Source organism: Pseudarthrobacter sp. MDT3-1 (assembly GCF_054510755.1).
The window spans coordinates 1-16,030 of sequence record NZ_JBTNDX010000014.1; the positions used below are offsets into that span (position 1 = coordinate 1).

Consider the following 16,030-nt stretch of genomic DNA (forward strand, 5'->3'; position numbering starts at 1 on the left):
ACGGCCAGCCCGACGCCCACGCCTACTTCGGACGGATGAAGCGCGAAAACCGTGAAGGCCCGGCGGTCATGGGCGAACGCACCCCGCTTCAGGAACTGGACCCAGCCGACGTCGCCAAGGACCTCGCCCAGGACACCGTCACCTTCATCGACACCCGCCCCAACACCGAAGTCCACGAAGGCACCGTCACCCGCTCCTTGAACGTTCCCGCCGGCAAGTCCGTGGCCAGCTACGGCGCCTGGGTCGTGAACCCGGAAACCGACAAGAACCCGCTCGTNCGTGCTGCTCGCCGCCGGGCAGAAACAGGCCCAGGATATGTGGGACCACCTGGTCCGCGTCGGCATCGACAACGTCGCCGGCTACGTCACCACCATCGAGGGACTCCCCGTCAGCACCCCGCCCCTGATCCGGCCCGAAGAACTGGGCAGCTTCGATGCAGCCATGGTGCTGGACGTCCGCAACCGCACCGAGCACACCGCCGGGCACATCCCCGGCTCCCACCAGCTCAGCGGCGGCCGCGCCATGTGGCACCTGGACCAGCTTCCGGCCGAAGGAACCATCGTGACCTACTGCCAGTCCGGGGTCCGGAACTCCGTCGCGGCCAGCGCCCTGCGCCGCGCCGGGTACGACGTCGTCGAACTCGACGGCAGCTACGCCGCCTGGGACGCCTGGCAGCAGGAACGCGAATCCGTGTCCAGCAACTAAACAAAAGCACCACGAACCCTGGTTGAGAGCCTTGGCGGCGGCACAGTAGGCCCGGCCGCCGCCATAGCTTTGCCCTCGACCACCTCGCCCTGACACTTGGAGCACATCCGTGAGATCCGGCCACACCTCTTCACCGCCCAGGCAAAGGGATCCAATCAGACTGGGCCTGCGCCAGAACCTGGCGCAGTTCATGCTCCTCGTAGCCGTCAACGCCCTCGTGGGCGGCACCCTCGGCCAGGAGCGCACGGTACTGCCGCTGCTGGCCGAAAAAGTCTTTCACCTCGACCAGTACACCTCCGCCCTGACCTACATCCTGGCGTTCGGCCTGGCCAAAGCCGCCACCAACTACTTCGCCGGTACCCTCTCGGACCGGTACGGCCGCAAGCCGGTCCTGGTCGCCGGCTGGCTCATCGCCCTCCCCGTCCCCCTCCTGCTGATCTTCGGGCCCTCCTGGGGCTGGATCGTCACAGCCAACGTGGTTCTGGGCATCAGCCAGGGCCTGACCTGGTCCACCACCGTCATGATGAAAATGGACCTGGTGGGCCCCGAACGCCGCGGCCTCGCCATGGGGCTGAACGAAGCGGCCGGCTACCTCGGCGTCGCAGGCACCGCACTGGCCACCGGTTACATCGCTTCCTCCTACGGACTGCGCCCCGGGCCCTTCCTGCTCGGCGCTGCCTTCATCGCCGTCGGCCTTGGCCTGTCCGTGCTGACCATCGGCGAAACACACCACCACGCCAAAGCCGAAGCCGCAGTGCACGTCCCGGTCCACGCCGGCAGCCATGCCGGGCTGAGCAACCGTGAGGTGTTCACTCTGACCAGTTTCCGGGACAAGTCCCTGTCCTCCGTCAGCCAGGCCGGGATGGTGAACAACCTCAACGACGGCCTCGCCTGGGGCCTGTTCCCTGTCCTGTTCGCCACCGCAGGGCTCAGCATCGAACGCATCGGCATCCTCGCCGCCGTCTACCCGGCAGTCTGGGGCGCCGGTCAACTCGTCACCGGTCCCCTCTCGGACCGGATCGGGCGCAAACCACTGATCGCCGGAGGCATGCTCGTCCAAGCCCTGGCGCTGGGCATGGTCGCCCTCGGAAATGACTTCGGAACCTGGCTTGCCGCCGTCGTCCTGCTCGGTGCCGGCACCGCCATGGTCTACCCCACACTGCTTGCAGCGATCGGCGATGTCGCCCACCCCGAATGGCGGGCCAGATCAGTGGGCATCTACCGGCTGTGGCGCGACGGCGGGTTCGCCGTCGGCGCCCTGCTCTCCGGCATCATCGCCGACGCCTACGGCATCCCCGCCGCCGTCGCCGCCGTCGCCGCCCTGACTGCGCTCTCCGGCATCATCGTCGCTGTTCGAATGCGAAGCAGGGACCACCGCGGCCAGAGATGAACGAGGGAACCAATTCAAGGACGGATGACCGGGATGCCCAGGTCGGTCGGCCCCAGCCGGGCCAGCCGTTGTGCATCTGCGCGCTTGTCGTGGAGGAATCGGAGGGTCAGGTCGATGCCCTCGAGCTCGCCGAGCCATCCTTTTGTTTCGGCGAGCTCGCGTCGGGTGATGAGGTCTTCATTGATTTCGTCGAGGCGCTGGATCATGACAGGGTCGACTTGGAGCATCGGGCAGCGGATGCAGGCGTGTTCGTGCTCGCAGGGGGTGGCGTAGGGCCGCCAGCAGTTGCCGAGTTCGACCTTGCGTTTGTCGAAGTGCTCTTCGAATTCGGCCCATTCAGTGGTGGTCGGGGTCCTGTATTCCCGGGCGGCCCGGGCCGCCCGGCGGCCGGCGAGGTGGATCTGGTAGTGGCGGATGACGTCTTCCTGGAAGACGGTCACGTAGCCGTGGGTGGTCTGCACGTCCAGGTGTCCAAGGAGGGCGGCGCCAATGTGGATCGGCAGGCCGTGGTTGACGAGGTCTGTGGCGAACAGACGGCGGAAGTCGTGCGGGGTAAACCGGCAACCGGCCAGCTCAGGGTGCTCAACTGCCAGGGCGTCGCTGAGCTTGGCCAGTTCCGCGCGCAACGTTCCGGGATTGATGACTTCGGTGCGTTGCCCGATCGTGCGCTGGAACAGGAACGGTTGCGGTGCACTCGTGATTCGTTCGTACTTATCAAATCGCGTGGCCAGCGGCACGCCCCGCCGGTTCCGGGTGAGGCGGCGGATGATTGTCGCAATCACATGGAACAGCTCGGCGGTCATCGGGATCACGCGCTCACGGTCGGTCTTGGACGGGGCGACCACCAACAGGGCCACAACTTCCCCGTTGGGCCGGGCGTACTGGCGGATGCTCAATTGGGATAGCTCCAGAAGTTCCTCGCATCGCAGCCCGGTGTGCCGCAAGGTCTCAACGGCTGCCCACTGCCAGAACGCGGCGTCCTCAGTGAAGGTGACGTTGAGCTTCCGTCCGGTCGACTCATCGAGCACCCGGATGTTGGCCCGGCCGTGACGCTCGGCGTGCCGGGCGTCACCGACGGTGAACAGCCTCCGATAGTTCTTCGCTCCGACCGTCAGCGCCTGGTCGGGTTCGGCATCGGTCGCTGCCTTCAGAAGGTCATCCAGGTGGTCCCGGCGGGCGGTCACGGCGGCGACGAAGGCAGGAAGGAGCGGTTGAAGCAAGCGTATGCGGCCATCCATGCGTTCCTTGGCTCGGCGTTTCGTTTTCGCCTGTGACCTGGTTTCCCTGCTGCCGATGGGGCAGGGCGCAACCCATCGGGCCCAGCGTTCGGGCTCCTGGGCTGCCCAGCCCTGGATATCGAGGTAGAAGGCCCGAATCGTCGTCAGGACCGCGTCCGCGCTCAGACGCGTAAAAGGATGCGAGGACAGCCCGTGCGTGATTGATGGTCGCCGGCGCATACCCCTCAGCCAGCGGTCTTTTCCCGGTCCGTGGATTCATCACCCGTGCCCCGCTCCCCCGCCGCTGAGGATTCACGGCCGAGCGCATCCAGCCGACCATGACCTCGACCTCCAGACGGCCCGCCTGGTCCCACGGGACGCCGATCAGTTCCAGCACCCGCCACCAGCGCAGCAGGTCATTGCCATACGAACGCACCGTCAACGGGCTCATGTCCGTCAACACGAGATCGCGAAGAAACACCGAGAACACCTCGATCTCACGCCCTGCCTCGTCGACCACGGCGTAGGGCAGAAGACCTGCCACGTTTTGCCGGACAGCACCAATGCCAGGCAACCCGATCTGACCCTCGAGCAGCTTCAGCCGCATTTCGTCCACGATGACCACCTCTCCGGAAAGCCTGGGTTCAGTCTCCCCGAAGTTCAGTCAACAGGACGTCCTTCCCCTACGTTCCCGTTGTGGATAAAGCCGAGGAGAACCTGAAGGTCCCCGCCTGGCTGAACGATCCCACGCTGTACCACAACCGCGGCGACACCACCTTCCAAGGCGAGGACTCCTACTACGGCGACTTCTTCGGCCTGGATGACCTCTTCACCGAGAACCCCAAAGTGGCGGACGGCATGGAGGAGATCTACAAGACCTGGATCGGCGATTTCGGGGTGGACGGCTTCCGGATAGACACCATGAAGCACGTCAACAACGAGTTCTGGCAGGAATTTGGCCCGGAGATGCTCAGCTACGCCAAGGCACAGGGCAAGGACGAGTTCTTTATGTTCGGCGAAGTCTTCGACACGACCAAGTCCTTCACCTCGCAGTTCACCACCCGCAACCAGATGCAGGCCGTGCTGGACTTCCCGTTCCAGGAGGCCGCCCGGAACTTCGCGTCCAAGAGCCAGGACACCCGCTCGCTGGAGACGTTCTTCGCCGGCGACGACTGGTACACCGACGCCGATTCCAACGTCTACCAACTGCCAACCTTCCTGGGCAACCATGACATGGGCCGCATCGGCAGCATCATCGCCGCCGACAACCCGGGCTCAGCCGACACGGAGCAGGTGGCCCGCGACCAGCTGGCCCACGAGCTGATGTATTTTTCCCGTGGCAACCCGGTGATCTACTACGGCGACGAGCAAGGCTTTACCGGCCCCGGCGGCGACCAGGACGCCCGGCAGACGCTCTTCGCCAGCCAGGTGCCGGAGTACCTCGACGACGACCTGCTGGGCACCGACGCCACGCACGCCAGCGACAACTTCAACGCCGGCCACCCGCTGTATGCCAAGATCAGCCAGCTCGCGGCCCTGACCAAGGGCCACCCTGCCCTGCGCGACGGCGCCCACCAGCACCGCTACGCCTCCGAAGGGCAAGGGATCTATGCCTTCTCCCGCACCGATGCGGAGGACCAGCGTGAGTATGTTGTAGCCCTGAACAACAGCGAACAGCAGCAGACGGCGGACGTGCCCACCTACATCGGCAAGCGCAGCTACACGCAGATTTACGGTGCGGGCGCGGACACGGTGAAGACCTCAGCGGACGGAAAGCTGACAGTCACCGTCCCGCCGCTGTCGGCCGTGGTCTACCAGTCGTCGGGCCGTATTCCGCACTCCAAGGCGGCTCCCGCCGTCGCACTTCAGGAACCTGCCGCGGCACCGGCGGATAACGGCCGGATCAACGTGACGGCCGACGTCGGCGGTGCTTCGTTCTACGAGGTCACCTTTGAGGCCAGGACGGCGGGCGGTGGCTGGGCACCGATCGGCACCGACGACACCGCGCCGTACCAGGTGTTCCACGATGTCGCTGCCTTGTATGCAGGCACCGTCCTCGAATACCGCGCCACGGTGCTGGACAATGGGGGCCACCGTGCCACCAGCCAGTCCCGGGCAGCCGCCGTTCCGGCGCCGATCCTAACCATGCAGAAACCCGTCGAAGGCAGCAGCGTGGAGGGTTCCGTGGAGCTCAGCGCCACCGCAGATCCGGAAAAGTCCAGCCATATGGTGTCCTTCGAGCGCAGCATCGCAGGCGGCGGTTGGACTGCTGTGGGCTCTGACGACTCATCACCGGTGTACTCGGCGACCGATGACCTGGCAGGCCTGGAACTCGCCGACGGCACCGTGGTCCGATACCGCGCCGCCATGACCGGTCCCGGCTTCAGCGTGGTCAGCGAACCGCGGACGGTGACGTTGGGTGAGGCACCGCAGCCGGACTCAGTGACTGTTGCGGGGTCGTTTAACGCCGGGATGGGCTGTCCAAAGGATTGGGACGAGGCCTGCCCAGCGGCCTTCATGACCTTGGACCCGGCGGATAACATCTGGCGGCTGACCGTGGACCTGCCAGCCGGGCAGTACGAATACAAGGCCGCGCTCAACGGCACGTGGGGTGTCAGCTACGGCGCGGACGGGCTCCTTAACGGGAGCAACATCGTCCTTGACCACCCCGGCGGAGCGGTCACTTTCCGCTACGACAACCGCACGCACGTCACCACTGCCGTCTACGCATCCCAGCAGCCGCAGGCGGTTTCAGCGGTGGGAAGCATGGGGTTGGAGCTCGGCTGCGAGGATGACTGGCTGCCGGCCTGCGACCAGGCCCAGCTGACGCTGGACCCGGCAACGCAGGTGTGGAAGCTGGCCGTCGCGGACCTCCCGGCCGGCGACTACGAGTTCAAGGCCGCACTGAACCGGGGCTGGGACGAGAACTACGGTGCCAACGGCGTACGCAACGGCGGCAACATCTCCTACACGCACGACGGCGGCGCGGTCACCTTCCGGTACGACCACGCCACCCACCTGCTCACGGCGGGTTAGGGCCCAGCGCTGTTTTTCGCCGCGCCGCCTAGCACCGCGATGCGGGGCACCGTCGGTCCGTTCCGGAGTTTCGGAGCACCGACCGGTGACCCCGCATTGCTGTGTGCCGGCTACTCCGGCACCAGCCCTGACGGGTACTCAGCCTCTGGGCCAGCGGTTCCCCCCATAGCGGCGACCAGCCGTTCACGCGCCCGCCCAAGGTGTTCGTCCAGCAGTTCGGCCGCGGCCTCGCCCTGGCCGCCCTCGATCAGCTCAAGGATCTTCTGGTGTTCGGCCAGTATCAGCTCCGTGTCCAGGAGGTGCAGTGACTGGACCCGGACCATGCACAGCCGCACCTCACCCACAAGCGAGCGGTACATCCGGCTGATGCGCTCATTTGCCACTGCGTCGATCAGGCTTGTATGGAAGCGCATGTCAGGTTCCACAACGTCCAGCGGCGTACCCGACTTCGATGCCGCGATATCGCGGTTGGCCTGGACGGCCTCCTGCGGTATCTCCCTGGTGCGCGCCAGCCGGCGTAGTACTTCGCTTTCCAGATAGGCGCGTGCCAGGTAGATGTCCCGCACGGATTCCGGTCCCAGGTCCACGACCCGTGCGGTCTTGTGCGTGCCCCGGTCCAGCAGCCCCTCCGCCACGAGCTTCTCAATCGAGGCTTTGGCGGTTGGGCGTGCCACTTCATAGGACGTGGCGATGTCTGTCTCAGTGAGCGCCTCGCCGGAACCCAGGTCACCAGAGAAAACGCGGCTCCGCAGATCCGCAGCGATCGCGTCGACGATTGAGACTGCAGCAATGCGGCCGGCCATGTGCGCTTCTCCTGTAAAGTCTTTTCCCATTTCCCCCAATCTTGCCAGACAAGTCAACACATGCACTTGACCAACATGTGTACTTGTTAGACAATCGTTGGGCGCCACAGTGTTGTGACGCCTAACACAATCTGGAGACACATGTTTCAGCAGATCCTCGACCCCATTTCCGGGTCCCTAGTGATTTCAGCCCTTTGCGCTGCGCTTCCCCTCGTCCTGCTTTTCGTTCTGCTGGGCGTTTTCAAAGTCAAGGCACCCAAAGCTGCCCTGGCCAGCCTCGCCCTGTCCCTCGTACTGGCCATCGTTGGCTGGCAGATGCCGGTCAACCAGGCCCTGAGCGCCACCGCGGCAGGCATCTTCTACGGCCTGTTCCCTATCCTGTGGATCCTTGTTAACGCGCTGTGGATCTACCGGCTCACCGTGGCCACTCCTTGGTTCGAAGTGCTGGGGCGCACCATCCGTTCGATCTCGAACGACCTCAGGATCCTGTCCATCCTGATCGCCTTCTGCTTCGGCGCCCTGCTGGAATCCCTGGCCGGATTCGGCGCGCCCGTGGCCATCTCTGCAGCCATGCTTATGGCTGCAGGAATGAAGCCCTTGAAGTCGGCCATTGTCTCGCTGCTTGCCAACACTGCCCCGGTTGCCTTCGGCGCGATGGCCGCGCCGATCATCGCCCTGAACGGTGTCACGGGCCTGCCGCTGAATGAGCTTTCCTCAATGGCCGGACGCCAGACGCCGTTCATCGCCCTGATCGTTCCGCTGCTGCTGGTGTTCATCGTGGACGGCCGTCGTGGCGTGAAACAGACCTGGCCCGTGGCCCTCGTCGCAGGCGTCGCGTTCGGTGCGGCGCAGTTTGTAACCTCCAACTACTTCGCCGTGGAACTCACTGATGTTGTGGCCGCCGTCGTAACAGTGGCCGCCGTGCTGCTGATGCTGAAGGTGTGGCAGCCGAAGGAAACCGTCGGGATGGGAGGCGCCGTCCAGGCTGCACTGGAACCAGCCGAGGCAGCCGCCGTCGCTGCACGCGCAGGTGCCGGTTCGGTGAGCGGAGCCAGCTCAAGACACTTTGCCGAACGGCCCGCCTCGGGCAGCGCGGTGCCAACTGACAGTGCGGTACCCACCGATAACTCGCGGCCCGAGCCGCGGAAGATCTGGATGGCGATCGCCCCTTACCTGATCATCATCGCGGTGTTCTCGGTGGCGCAGATTCCGTTCGTCAAGGCCTGGCTGAGCCAGGTTGGCAGCGTCACGTTCGCCTGGCCCGGCCTGGACATCACCGACTCGGCCGGCAAGCCTGTCGCGGCCACGAAGTTCAAGCTGGACCACCTCAAGGCGACCGGCACCCTGCTGCTGTTCTCCGGCCTGCTCACCATGCTGCTGTACAAGATCATCGCATCACAGGGCCTTCGCATCTACCGGGACACCCTGGTACAGCTGCGCTGGACCATCGTTACCGTCACGGCCGTGCTGGGCCTCTCCTTCGTGATGAACCTTTCCGGCCAGACCACTACGCTCGGCTTCGCGCTGGCCTCCGCGGGCGGTTTCTTCGCCGTCCTCTCACCATTGATTGGCTGGATTGGTGTGGCACTCACCGGCTCCGATACTTCCTCCAACTCGCTGTTCGGCCAGATGCAGGCCACCGCAGCGGAGCAGACCGGCCTTTCTCCGGTGCTGATGGCCGCCTCCAACTCCTCCGCAGGGGTGATGGGCAAGATGCTGTCGCTGCAGAACCTGGCGGTGGCCTCGGCCGCGGTGGGCCTTGACGGTGCAGAGGGCACCCTCTTCCGGAAGCTCCTCGGCTGGAGCCTCGGCCTGCTGGCGCTCATCACCGTGCTGATCTTCCTGCAGTCCACCCCCGTACTGGGCTGGATGGTCCCCTGATGGCACCCCTGGACATAGCTGGCCTACGCGCGGCGGTGAAGGATCCCACCCAGGTGAAGACCCGGGCCATCGACCTGCACGCGAACGCCCACGATGCCTCGCACTTCCTCCTGATCCCGCAGGCTGTGGTCACGGCGGGGAGCGCCGCCGAGGTGGGCGGGCTGCTGCGTGCGAGCGCTGCCCAGGGTGTGCCGCTGACGTTCCGCTCCGGCGGAACGAGCCTGAGCGGCCAAGCGGTTACCGACGGCGTGCTGGTGGACGTGCGCCGCAACTTCCGGGACATCGAAGTGCTTGACGACGGCGCGCGGGTCCGGGTACAGCCCGGCGTCACCGTACGGGCGCTCAACGCGAGGCTCGCCCGCTACGGCCGCAAGTTCGGCCCGGATCCGGCCAGCGAGGCGGCGTGCACCATCGGCGGCGTGGTGGCCAACAACTCCTCCGGCATGAATTGCGGGACCGTGGACAACACCTACCGGACGCTGGAGTCGTTGACCGTAGTGCTGCCTTCCGGCACCGTGATCGACACCGGGGCGGTCGACGCCGACCAAAAGCTCCGCGCCCTCGAACCGGAACTCTACGAAGGTTTAGCCCGGTTGGCGGAGCGCGTCCGGAACAACCCCGACTCCGTCGACCGGATCCGGCAGCAGTTTTCCATGAAGAACACTATGGGCTACGGCCTGAACTCCCTGCTGGACTTCAAGAGCCCGGTGGACATCATGGCCCACCTGATTGTCGGCAGCGAAGGCACCCTAGGTTTCGTGGCAGAGACGATTTTCCGCACCATCCCGCGGCTCCAGCACGCCGCCGCGGGCCTGCTGGTATTTCCGGACCTCGAGGCGGCCAACGCGGCCCTGCCTGCCCTCGTAGAAACAGGGGCCGCAACCATTGAGCTGATGGACGCGCTGTCACTGAAGGTGGGCCAGACGCTCAAGGGAACGCCCGCCGTCGTGCAGGACCTGGCGGTCCGGGACCATGCCGCCCTGCTCGTGGAATACTCCGCCGGCAGCGCCGGACATTTGGCGGAGCTCCAAGTCAACGGCGAGGGCATCCTCATGGGCCTGGGGCTCTCCACCCCCGCCCGGTTCACCGGTGACGCCCGGGAACGGGGCCAGCTCTGGCAGTTGCGCAAGGGCCTCTACGCCTCCGTCGCCGGTGCGCGCCCCCAGGGCACCACCGCGCTGCTGGAAGACATTGTGGTCCCCGTCCCGGTGCTGGGCCGCACCTGCCGGGAACTGATCCGGCTTTTCGACAAGTACAGCTACGGCAACAGCGTGATCTTCGGCCACGCCAAGGACGGCAACGTCCACTTCATGCTCACCGACGGTTTCGCCACCGCCGCAGAACTGGACCGTTACAGCGCCTTCACCGAAGACATGGTGGACCTGGTCCTGGCCGAGGGCGGATCGCTGAAGGCCGAGCACGGCACCGGGCGCGTGATGGCCCCGTACGTCCGCCGGCAATACGGCGATGAGCTCTACGACGTGATGCGCAGCATCAAGCGGCTTTTCGACCCTGCCGCGATGCTCAACCCGGGCGTCCTCATGGACGAGGACCCGCTGGCGCACCTGCGGCACATCAAGACGGCGCCTCCGGTCGCCGAGGAGGTGGACCGCTGTGTCTCCTGCGGCTACTGCGAGCCGGTGTGCCCCAGCAAGGACATCACCCTCACGCCGCGGCAGCGGATCGTCACGCTGCGCGCCATCGAATCCGCGCGGCTGGCCGGAGACACTGCGCTGGTCACGGAACTGGAAAAGGACTACGAGTACGAATCCGTGGACACCTGCGCCGTGGACGGAATGTGCCAGACCGCCTGCCCGGTGGACATCAACACCGGATCGCTGGTAAAGAAGCTGCGGAAGGCCGACGCCGGCCCGCTCGCCAACGGGGCGTGGAATGCCGCCGCCAAGCACTGGGAAGGCGTCACCCGGGGTGCTTCGCTGGCCCTGACTGTGGTGAACAAGCTCCCGGCCGCCGCCATCGCCCCGCCCAATAAGGCCGCGCGGGCAGTGCTTGGGGAAGACACAGTCCCGCTGTATTCGGCCGAACTGCCGGGCGGCGGTTCGGTGCGGAAGCGTCCGACGCCGGCGGGCGAAGTGGACGCTGTCTACTTCCCTGCGTGCGTGGGGACCATGTTCGGGCCCGCGGGTACGGCTCAGGACGGCCAAGGGCACGGCGTCCAGTACAGCTTTGAACAGCTTTGTGCCAGGGCAGGGATTACGCTCCTTGTCCCGGAAGGGATCGATGGCCTCTGCTGCGGCACGCCCTGGTCCTCCAAGGGTATGGCCGCAGGCCAAAAAACGATGCGGGAGAAGACCCTGGCAGCCCTCCGGGAGGCAACCAAGGACGGCGAACTGCCCATCGTCTGCGACGCGTCCTCCTGCACCGAGGGCCTGCGCCAGGCCGTCGAATCGGACACGCCGGCAGCAGGGCAGCGTCCACTGCGCATGGTGGACGCCGTGGACTTCGCCGCGGACCGGATCCTTCCTGGGCTGCCCGATCACGGGAAGCTGGAGTCCCTGGCCCTGCACCCCACCTGCTCCTCCACCCGGATGGGCCTCAACGATGCCCTCGGTGCCGTGGCCGGCGCCGTCGCCGACCGCGTGGAGGTGCCGGAAAACTGGGGCTGCTGCGCATTCGCCGGGGACCGTGGGATGCTGCACCCGGAGCTGACGGCATCAGCTACCGCGAAGCAGGCCGCGGAGGTAGCGGACATGGGCGCTGCGGCGCACGCGTCCTGCAACCGGACCTGCGAACTGGGTATGACGCGGGCAACCGGCGCGCAGTACCGCCACGTGCTGGAACTCCTGGAGGAGGTTACCCGCTGACCCACGGCTAAGCGGGTTACCGATCGAGGTCAGCTGCGGCATGGGTCAGCCGCGCAGCGCCTCCGAAACCGCGGCCAGCAGGGAGTTGCACCGGGCGTTGTTGGGGAGGTCGTCAATGAGCATCGCGCGGCCGTCCGGATCACCGAGCGGGACCTGCCAGTTCGGATACAGCGCCTCGGTGGTGCCGGGCTGGTTCTGCACGCGCCGTTCCCCCACCGCATCCACCAGGGCCACGCCGAGAAGGACCGACGGCGTCTGGGCCAGCAGGCGGTGCAGCGCCTCGATGGTGCGTTCCTCGCTGCCGGTGCTGCCGTAGCCACCCTCAGGCAGCAGGCCGCGTTCCCGCAGCAGCCCCATCATCTTTTCGAGCGTGGCCGTGTGCTCCGCCCGCTCTTCCGCCTCGGGGCGTGCCAGGAGGCCCAGCCTGCTGCGAAGAGCCACGTGGTCGCCCGCCAGGTAGCCGGCGGTGGGCGGCAGGTCGTGGGTGTTGACGCTGGCGAGGGCCTGCGTGCGGTACAGCTCCGGCGGCAGGGGTGAATCGCCGTCGTTCTCGAACCAGAGGATGGAGGTGCCCAGGATGCCGCGGGCAGCGAGGTAGTCGCGCACCCATGGCTCGAAGGTTCCCAGGTCCTCGCCGATCACCACGGCGCCGGCACGCTGGGCCTCCAGTGCCAGGATACCGATCAGTGCTTCGTGGTCGTACGTGACATAGGCGCCGTCGCGCGGGGAGTTGCCGGCCGGCACCCACCAAAGGCGGAACAGGCCCAGCACGTGGTCCACCCGAATGCCGCCGGCATGCCGGAGTACGGTGGAGAGCATGTTGCGGAACGGCGCGTAGCCGGCCTCCGCCAGGCGGGCTGGATGCCACGGCGGCTGGTTCCAGTCCTGGCCGAGCTGGTTGTACATGTCCGGCGGCGCCCCCACGCTGATCCCGGGCGCCAGGACACCGCGGAGGGTCCAGGCGTCGGCGCTGCTGAGGTCCACGCCCACGGCAAGATCGTGCACCACGCCCAGCCGCATCCCCGCCCGGCGCGCCGCCTGCTGCGCGTTCTCAAGCTGCTCATCACAGATCCACTGGAGCCAGCGGTGGAACCCGATCCGGTCCGCAAGCTTCCGGCGCAGTGACTCCGCTTCAGGGGATCCCAGCGCGCAGTCCGGGTCGGCCCACAGCGGATGGTCCGGTGCCAGGTCTTCCCGGATGGCGGACCACAGCGCAAAGTCATCCAGCCCGGAGCCGGAGATCCGGCAGAATTCGTCGAACGCTGCCTGCCGCGCCGGCGAGCGCCGGGCGTGATACAGGAGTTCCAGGGCCTGGAGCTTGGCGGCGTACACGGCGTTCCGGTCCAGCCGTTCCCCGTCCTTGTTCAGGACCTGGACCTGCTCCTGCAGGCTGTCCACCGCTGCGCGCTTACGCAGCTTCAGGTAGGCGATTTCCGGGATGGCCTCCACCCGGATGTACAGCGGGTTGAAGAAGCGCCGCGTGGACGGCGAGTAGGGCGAGGGCTGGACCGGCGGCACGGGTTCCGCGGCGTGCAGTGGGTTGACCAGCACGTAGTCCGCGCCACGGGCGCCGCTGAGTGTGGCCAGGTCCGCGAGGTCGGCGAAGTCGCCGATCCCCCAGGACCGCTTGGACCGCACGGAATAGAGCTGGGTTGCCAGGCCCCACCCCCGCCGCTCCACCAAGGAATCGGCGGTGGTAAGCCGCGCCGGAACCACCACCAGCGCGCCCTCGGCTGTGACGCCGTCGGACTCTGCCTGCAGTGTGTGCCAGCCCAACGGCAACCCCTCCGGCACGGCAAACGTGGCCCGGCCGGTGGCCACACCATCCACCTCCTGGGGCGGCACCCAGACGTCCTGCTGGACAGCTTCCACGGGCTCGCCCGTACCGGCCTCGAGCACAACTGTCAGACGCGCTGTCGAACCGTCCCGGACGTGGACGGGAACCAGTGCGGTTTGGCCCTGCTGGACCACGACGGCGGGCGGCAGCATCCGCCGCCACGGCGCCACTTCCGCCTCGGCCAAGGCAGTTTCGATCAGTTGGTTCGTGTGGGCGGGGACGCCCAGCGCCGCCAGAACCTTGGTCAGGGTCTCCGGGGCGACGCTGTGCGGCAGCCCGTCCCAGCCGTGGAACGAGGTGCCCACGCCGTGAACGTCGGCGAGGCGTTGGAGCAGGTGCCGGTCCACGGGCTCATGACCGGCGGCATCACCATAGCCCGGTGGAACCGGTGTGCCGAAAATTTGAGCGTGCTGCTGGTCTGGAGCCTTCATGGATGTCCGCCTCGTCTGGTGTGATGGGCCCGAACTTACATTGCTTGCTGACGCACGGGAGCAACACGCCCCCGCGCACAACTGTTGCAGCCAACGATAGTCCGGCGGCAGCCCTCAGGGCGCCGAATCCCGGACTATCAGGTCAAAGCCCGCCTCCGCGTGGACCCCGTCTGCCCTCGCTTCCAGCCCGTCAATCCGGTCGATCAGCAACCCGACGGACCGTTCCGCAATCTCATCCATGCCGGGCGACACGGTGGTGAGCGACGGCGAGGCGAACCGTGCCTCGTCGATGTCGTCAAAGCCCGCCACGGCAACGTCCTGGGGCACCTTCACGCCACGGACGAGCAGTTCGTGCATGGCGCCCAGGGCGAGGGCGTCGTTGAGCCCGAAGACGGCGTCGAACGGAATGCCGTGTTCCAGGAGGCCGGCGACGGCGGCTGCTCCCCCGTCGCGGCGCCATTCCCCGGGTGCCACCAGGGCCGGGTCAAACGGGACACCGGAGTCCTCCAGTGCGCTCCGATAACCGTTGAGTCGCAGGCCGGCCGAGCCCGCTGATTCGCCAGGATGGGCGCCGAGCACGGCAATACGACGGCGGCCTCCGGCCAGCAGGTGGGCGGTGAGGGCCTGGGCGGCGTCCTGGTTTCTCATGGTGACCAGATCCAGCCGGGGAACCTGAATGTGCTCGCCGAGCAGCACCACCGGCTTGCTGCCGCGGTGGGAGGCGACGGCATCGGCCCTCATGACGAGTGGCGTGAACAGGAGTCCGTCGGTCAGCTGCCGCAGCGGACCCTGCAGGGCACCGAGTTCGTTGGCTTCCAGGGCGCCGGACTTCCACCAGCACGCGGTAGCCGCGCCGCTCCGCCGCCGCCATCACCCTTGAGGCCAGCTCTGCGTAGTACGGCGCCGCGAGGTCGGACAGCACCAGGCCCAGCATGTGGGTCTTCCCGGAGCGCAGGCTGCGAGCTGTCAGGTTCGCCTCGTAGCCCAGTGCGGCAATGGCATCCTGGACCCGTTGCCTGGTGGCCGGCCGGATGAACTCGTAGTCGTTGAGCACGTTCGACACGGTCTTCAACGACACCCCGGCGACGCGCGCCACATCGTTCATGGTCACTGCCATGAGCGGTCAGCCTTTGGCAGCCTTGGCCGCCGCCTTTGCTGCCTGCTTGCTGGCCCGCACCTTGGCGAGCGATTCGGGACTCACGATGTCGGCAACCGAAAGGAAGGCATCCTCCTCGCCGTAGTGGCCGGCGGCCTCGCGCCAGCCGGGTGCGTTCAGCCCGCGCTGCTTCCCCAGGAGCGCAAGGAATATCTTTGCCTTCTGCTCCCCGAATCCTGGCAGTGCCTGCAGGCGGCGCAGCACCTCCGGGCCGTCCGGGTCGCCCTTGGTCCAGATCAGCGTCGCGTCGCCGTCCCAGTCATGCTGCACCGTCTCGGCGAGCGCCTGGACACGTCCCGCCATCGAGCCGGGGAACCGGTGCACCGCCGGCCGTTCCTTGAACACGTCGACGAAAGCCTGAGGTTCGTACGCGGCCACCGCGGCCGGGGCGATGGACCCGATCCGGGCCCGGATCTTCTCCGGCCCGGCAAAGGCGGATTCCATGGTTACCTGCTGGTCCAGCAGCATGCCTGTCAGCAGCGCAAACGCGTCATCGGTCAGCAGTTGGTCGGCGGCCGGGTCACCGGTGATATGCAGTTCCATGGCCCTCATCTTTCCACCTCCCGCGGCCTGCGTCATGACCTGGAGTTTTTGTCCATGTAATGGGACTTCGCCAGTCGTTTTGCGCATTACGTGGACAAAAACTCGGTATCCGGACACGAAGTTGCCGCCCGGTACCGGACCGTGAAAACACCGAGTTCGCGGGTCAGTTCCAGGTGTTCGACGAAGGCGCCGAAACTCCGTCGCCG

Annotated in this window: 8 protein-coding genes and 3 pseudogenes; 5 read left to right on the forward strand and 6 right to left on the reverse strand. The window is 66.7% G+C overall.

What is annotated here, in order from left to right:
• Positions 1–705, forward strand: a pseudogene (locus tag ACX80X_RS12295) (rhodanese-like domain-containing protein); the annotation flags it as partial.
• Positions 706–895: 190 nt separating this feature from the next.
• Positions 896–2,095, forward strand: a complete 1,200-nt coding sequence (locus ACX80X_RS12300) for an MFS transporter (protein ID WP_252614500.1) — start codon at positions 896–898, stop codon at positions 2,093–2,095.
• Positions 2,096–2,109: 14 nt separating this feature from the next.
• Here ACX80X_RS12300 and ACX80X_RS12305 read toward each other — a convergent pair whose 3' ends face one another.
• On the reverse strand, positions 2,110–3,333 hold the full coding sequence (locus ACX80X_RS12305) for a site-specific integrase (RefSeq protein ID WP_252614499.1): 1,224 nt from the start codon (positions 3,331–3,333) through the stop codon (positions 2,110–2,112).
• Complete coding sequence (locus tag ACX80X_RS12310) at positions 3,251–3,928, reverse strand: hypothetical protein (protein ID WP_252614498.1); 678 nt, start codon at positions 3,926–3,928, stop codon at positions 3,251–3,253. Before ACX80X_RS12310 ends, ACX80X_RS12305 begins: the two co-directional genes overlap by 83 nt.
• Positions 3,929–3,984: 56 nt before the next feature.
• On the opposite strand from ACX80X_RS12310, the pseudogene ACX80X_RS12315 reads away from it, so the two are divergent.
• Positions 3,985–6,348 (forward strand): annotated as a pseudogene (locus ACX80X_RS12315) (pullulanase X25 domain-containing protein); the annotation flags it as partial.
• 110 nt (positions 6,349–6,458) lie between these two features.
• On the opposite strand, the gene ACX80X_RS12320 reads toward ACX80X_RS12315, so the two are convergent.
• The gene (locus ACX80X_RS12320) at positions 6,459–7,151 is read right to left on the reverse strand and encodes a GntR family transcriptional regulator (protein ID WP_252612033.1); all 693 of its coding nucleotides are present in this window, start codon (positions 7,149–7,151) and stop codon (positions 6,459–6,461) included.
• Positions 7,152–7,292: 141 nt separating this feature from the next.
• Between ACX80X_RS12320 and ACX80X_RS12325 the strand changes: the two genes are divergently transcribed.
• Complete coding sequence (locus tag ACX80X_RS12325; protein ID WP_252612035.1) at positions 7,293–9,032, forward strand: L-lactate permease; 1,740 nt, start codon at positions 7,293–7,295, stop codon at positions 9,030–9,032.
• Positions 9,032–11,857, forward strand: coding sequence for an FAD-binding and (Fe-S)-binding domain-containing protein (locus tag ACX80X_RS12330; RefSeq protein WP_252612037.1), 2,826 nt, complete (start codon positions 9,032–9,034; stop codon positions 11,855–11,857). Before ACX80X_RS12325 ends, ACX80X_RS12330 begins: the two co-directional genes overlap by 1 nt.
• 45 nt (positions 11,858–11,902) lie before the next feature.
• Here the strand turns inward: ACX80X_RS12330 and malQ are convergent, their stop codons facing one another.
• From malQ to ACX80X_RS12345, 3 genes and pseudogenes are all read right to left on the reverse strand, one after another.
• A complete protein-coding gene (gene malQ / locus ACX80X_RS12335; protein WP_459312195.1) occupies positions 11,903–14,125 on the reverse strand; it encodes a 4-alpha-glucanotransferase in 2,223 nt (740 codons plus the stop codon).
• Positions 14,126–14,239: 114 nt separating this feature from the next.
• Positions 14,240–15,242 (reverse strand): annotated as a pseudogene (locus ACX80X_RS12340) (LacI family DNA-binding transcriptional regulator).
• A 6-nt stretch (positions 15,243–15,248) separates the two neighbouring features.
• Positions 15,249–15,833 (reverse strand): HhH-GPD-type base excision DNA repair protein, encoded by a 585-nt coding sequence (locus tag ACX80X_RS12345; RefSeq protein ID WP_252612048.1) that lies wholly within the window; start codon positions 15,831–15,833, stop codon positions 15,249–15,251.
• Positions 15,834–16,030: the final 197 nt, after the last annotated feature.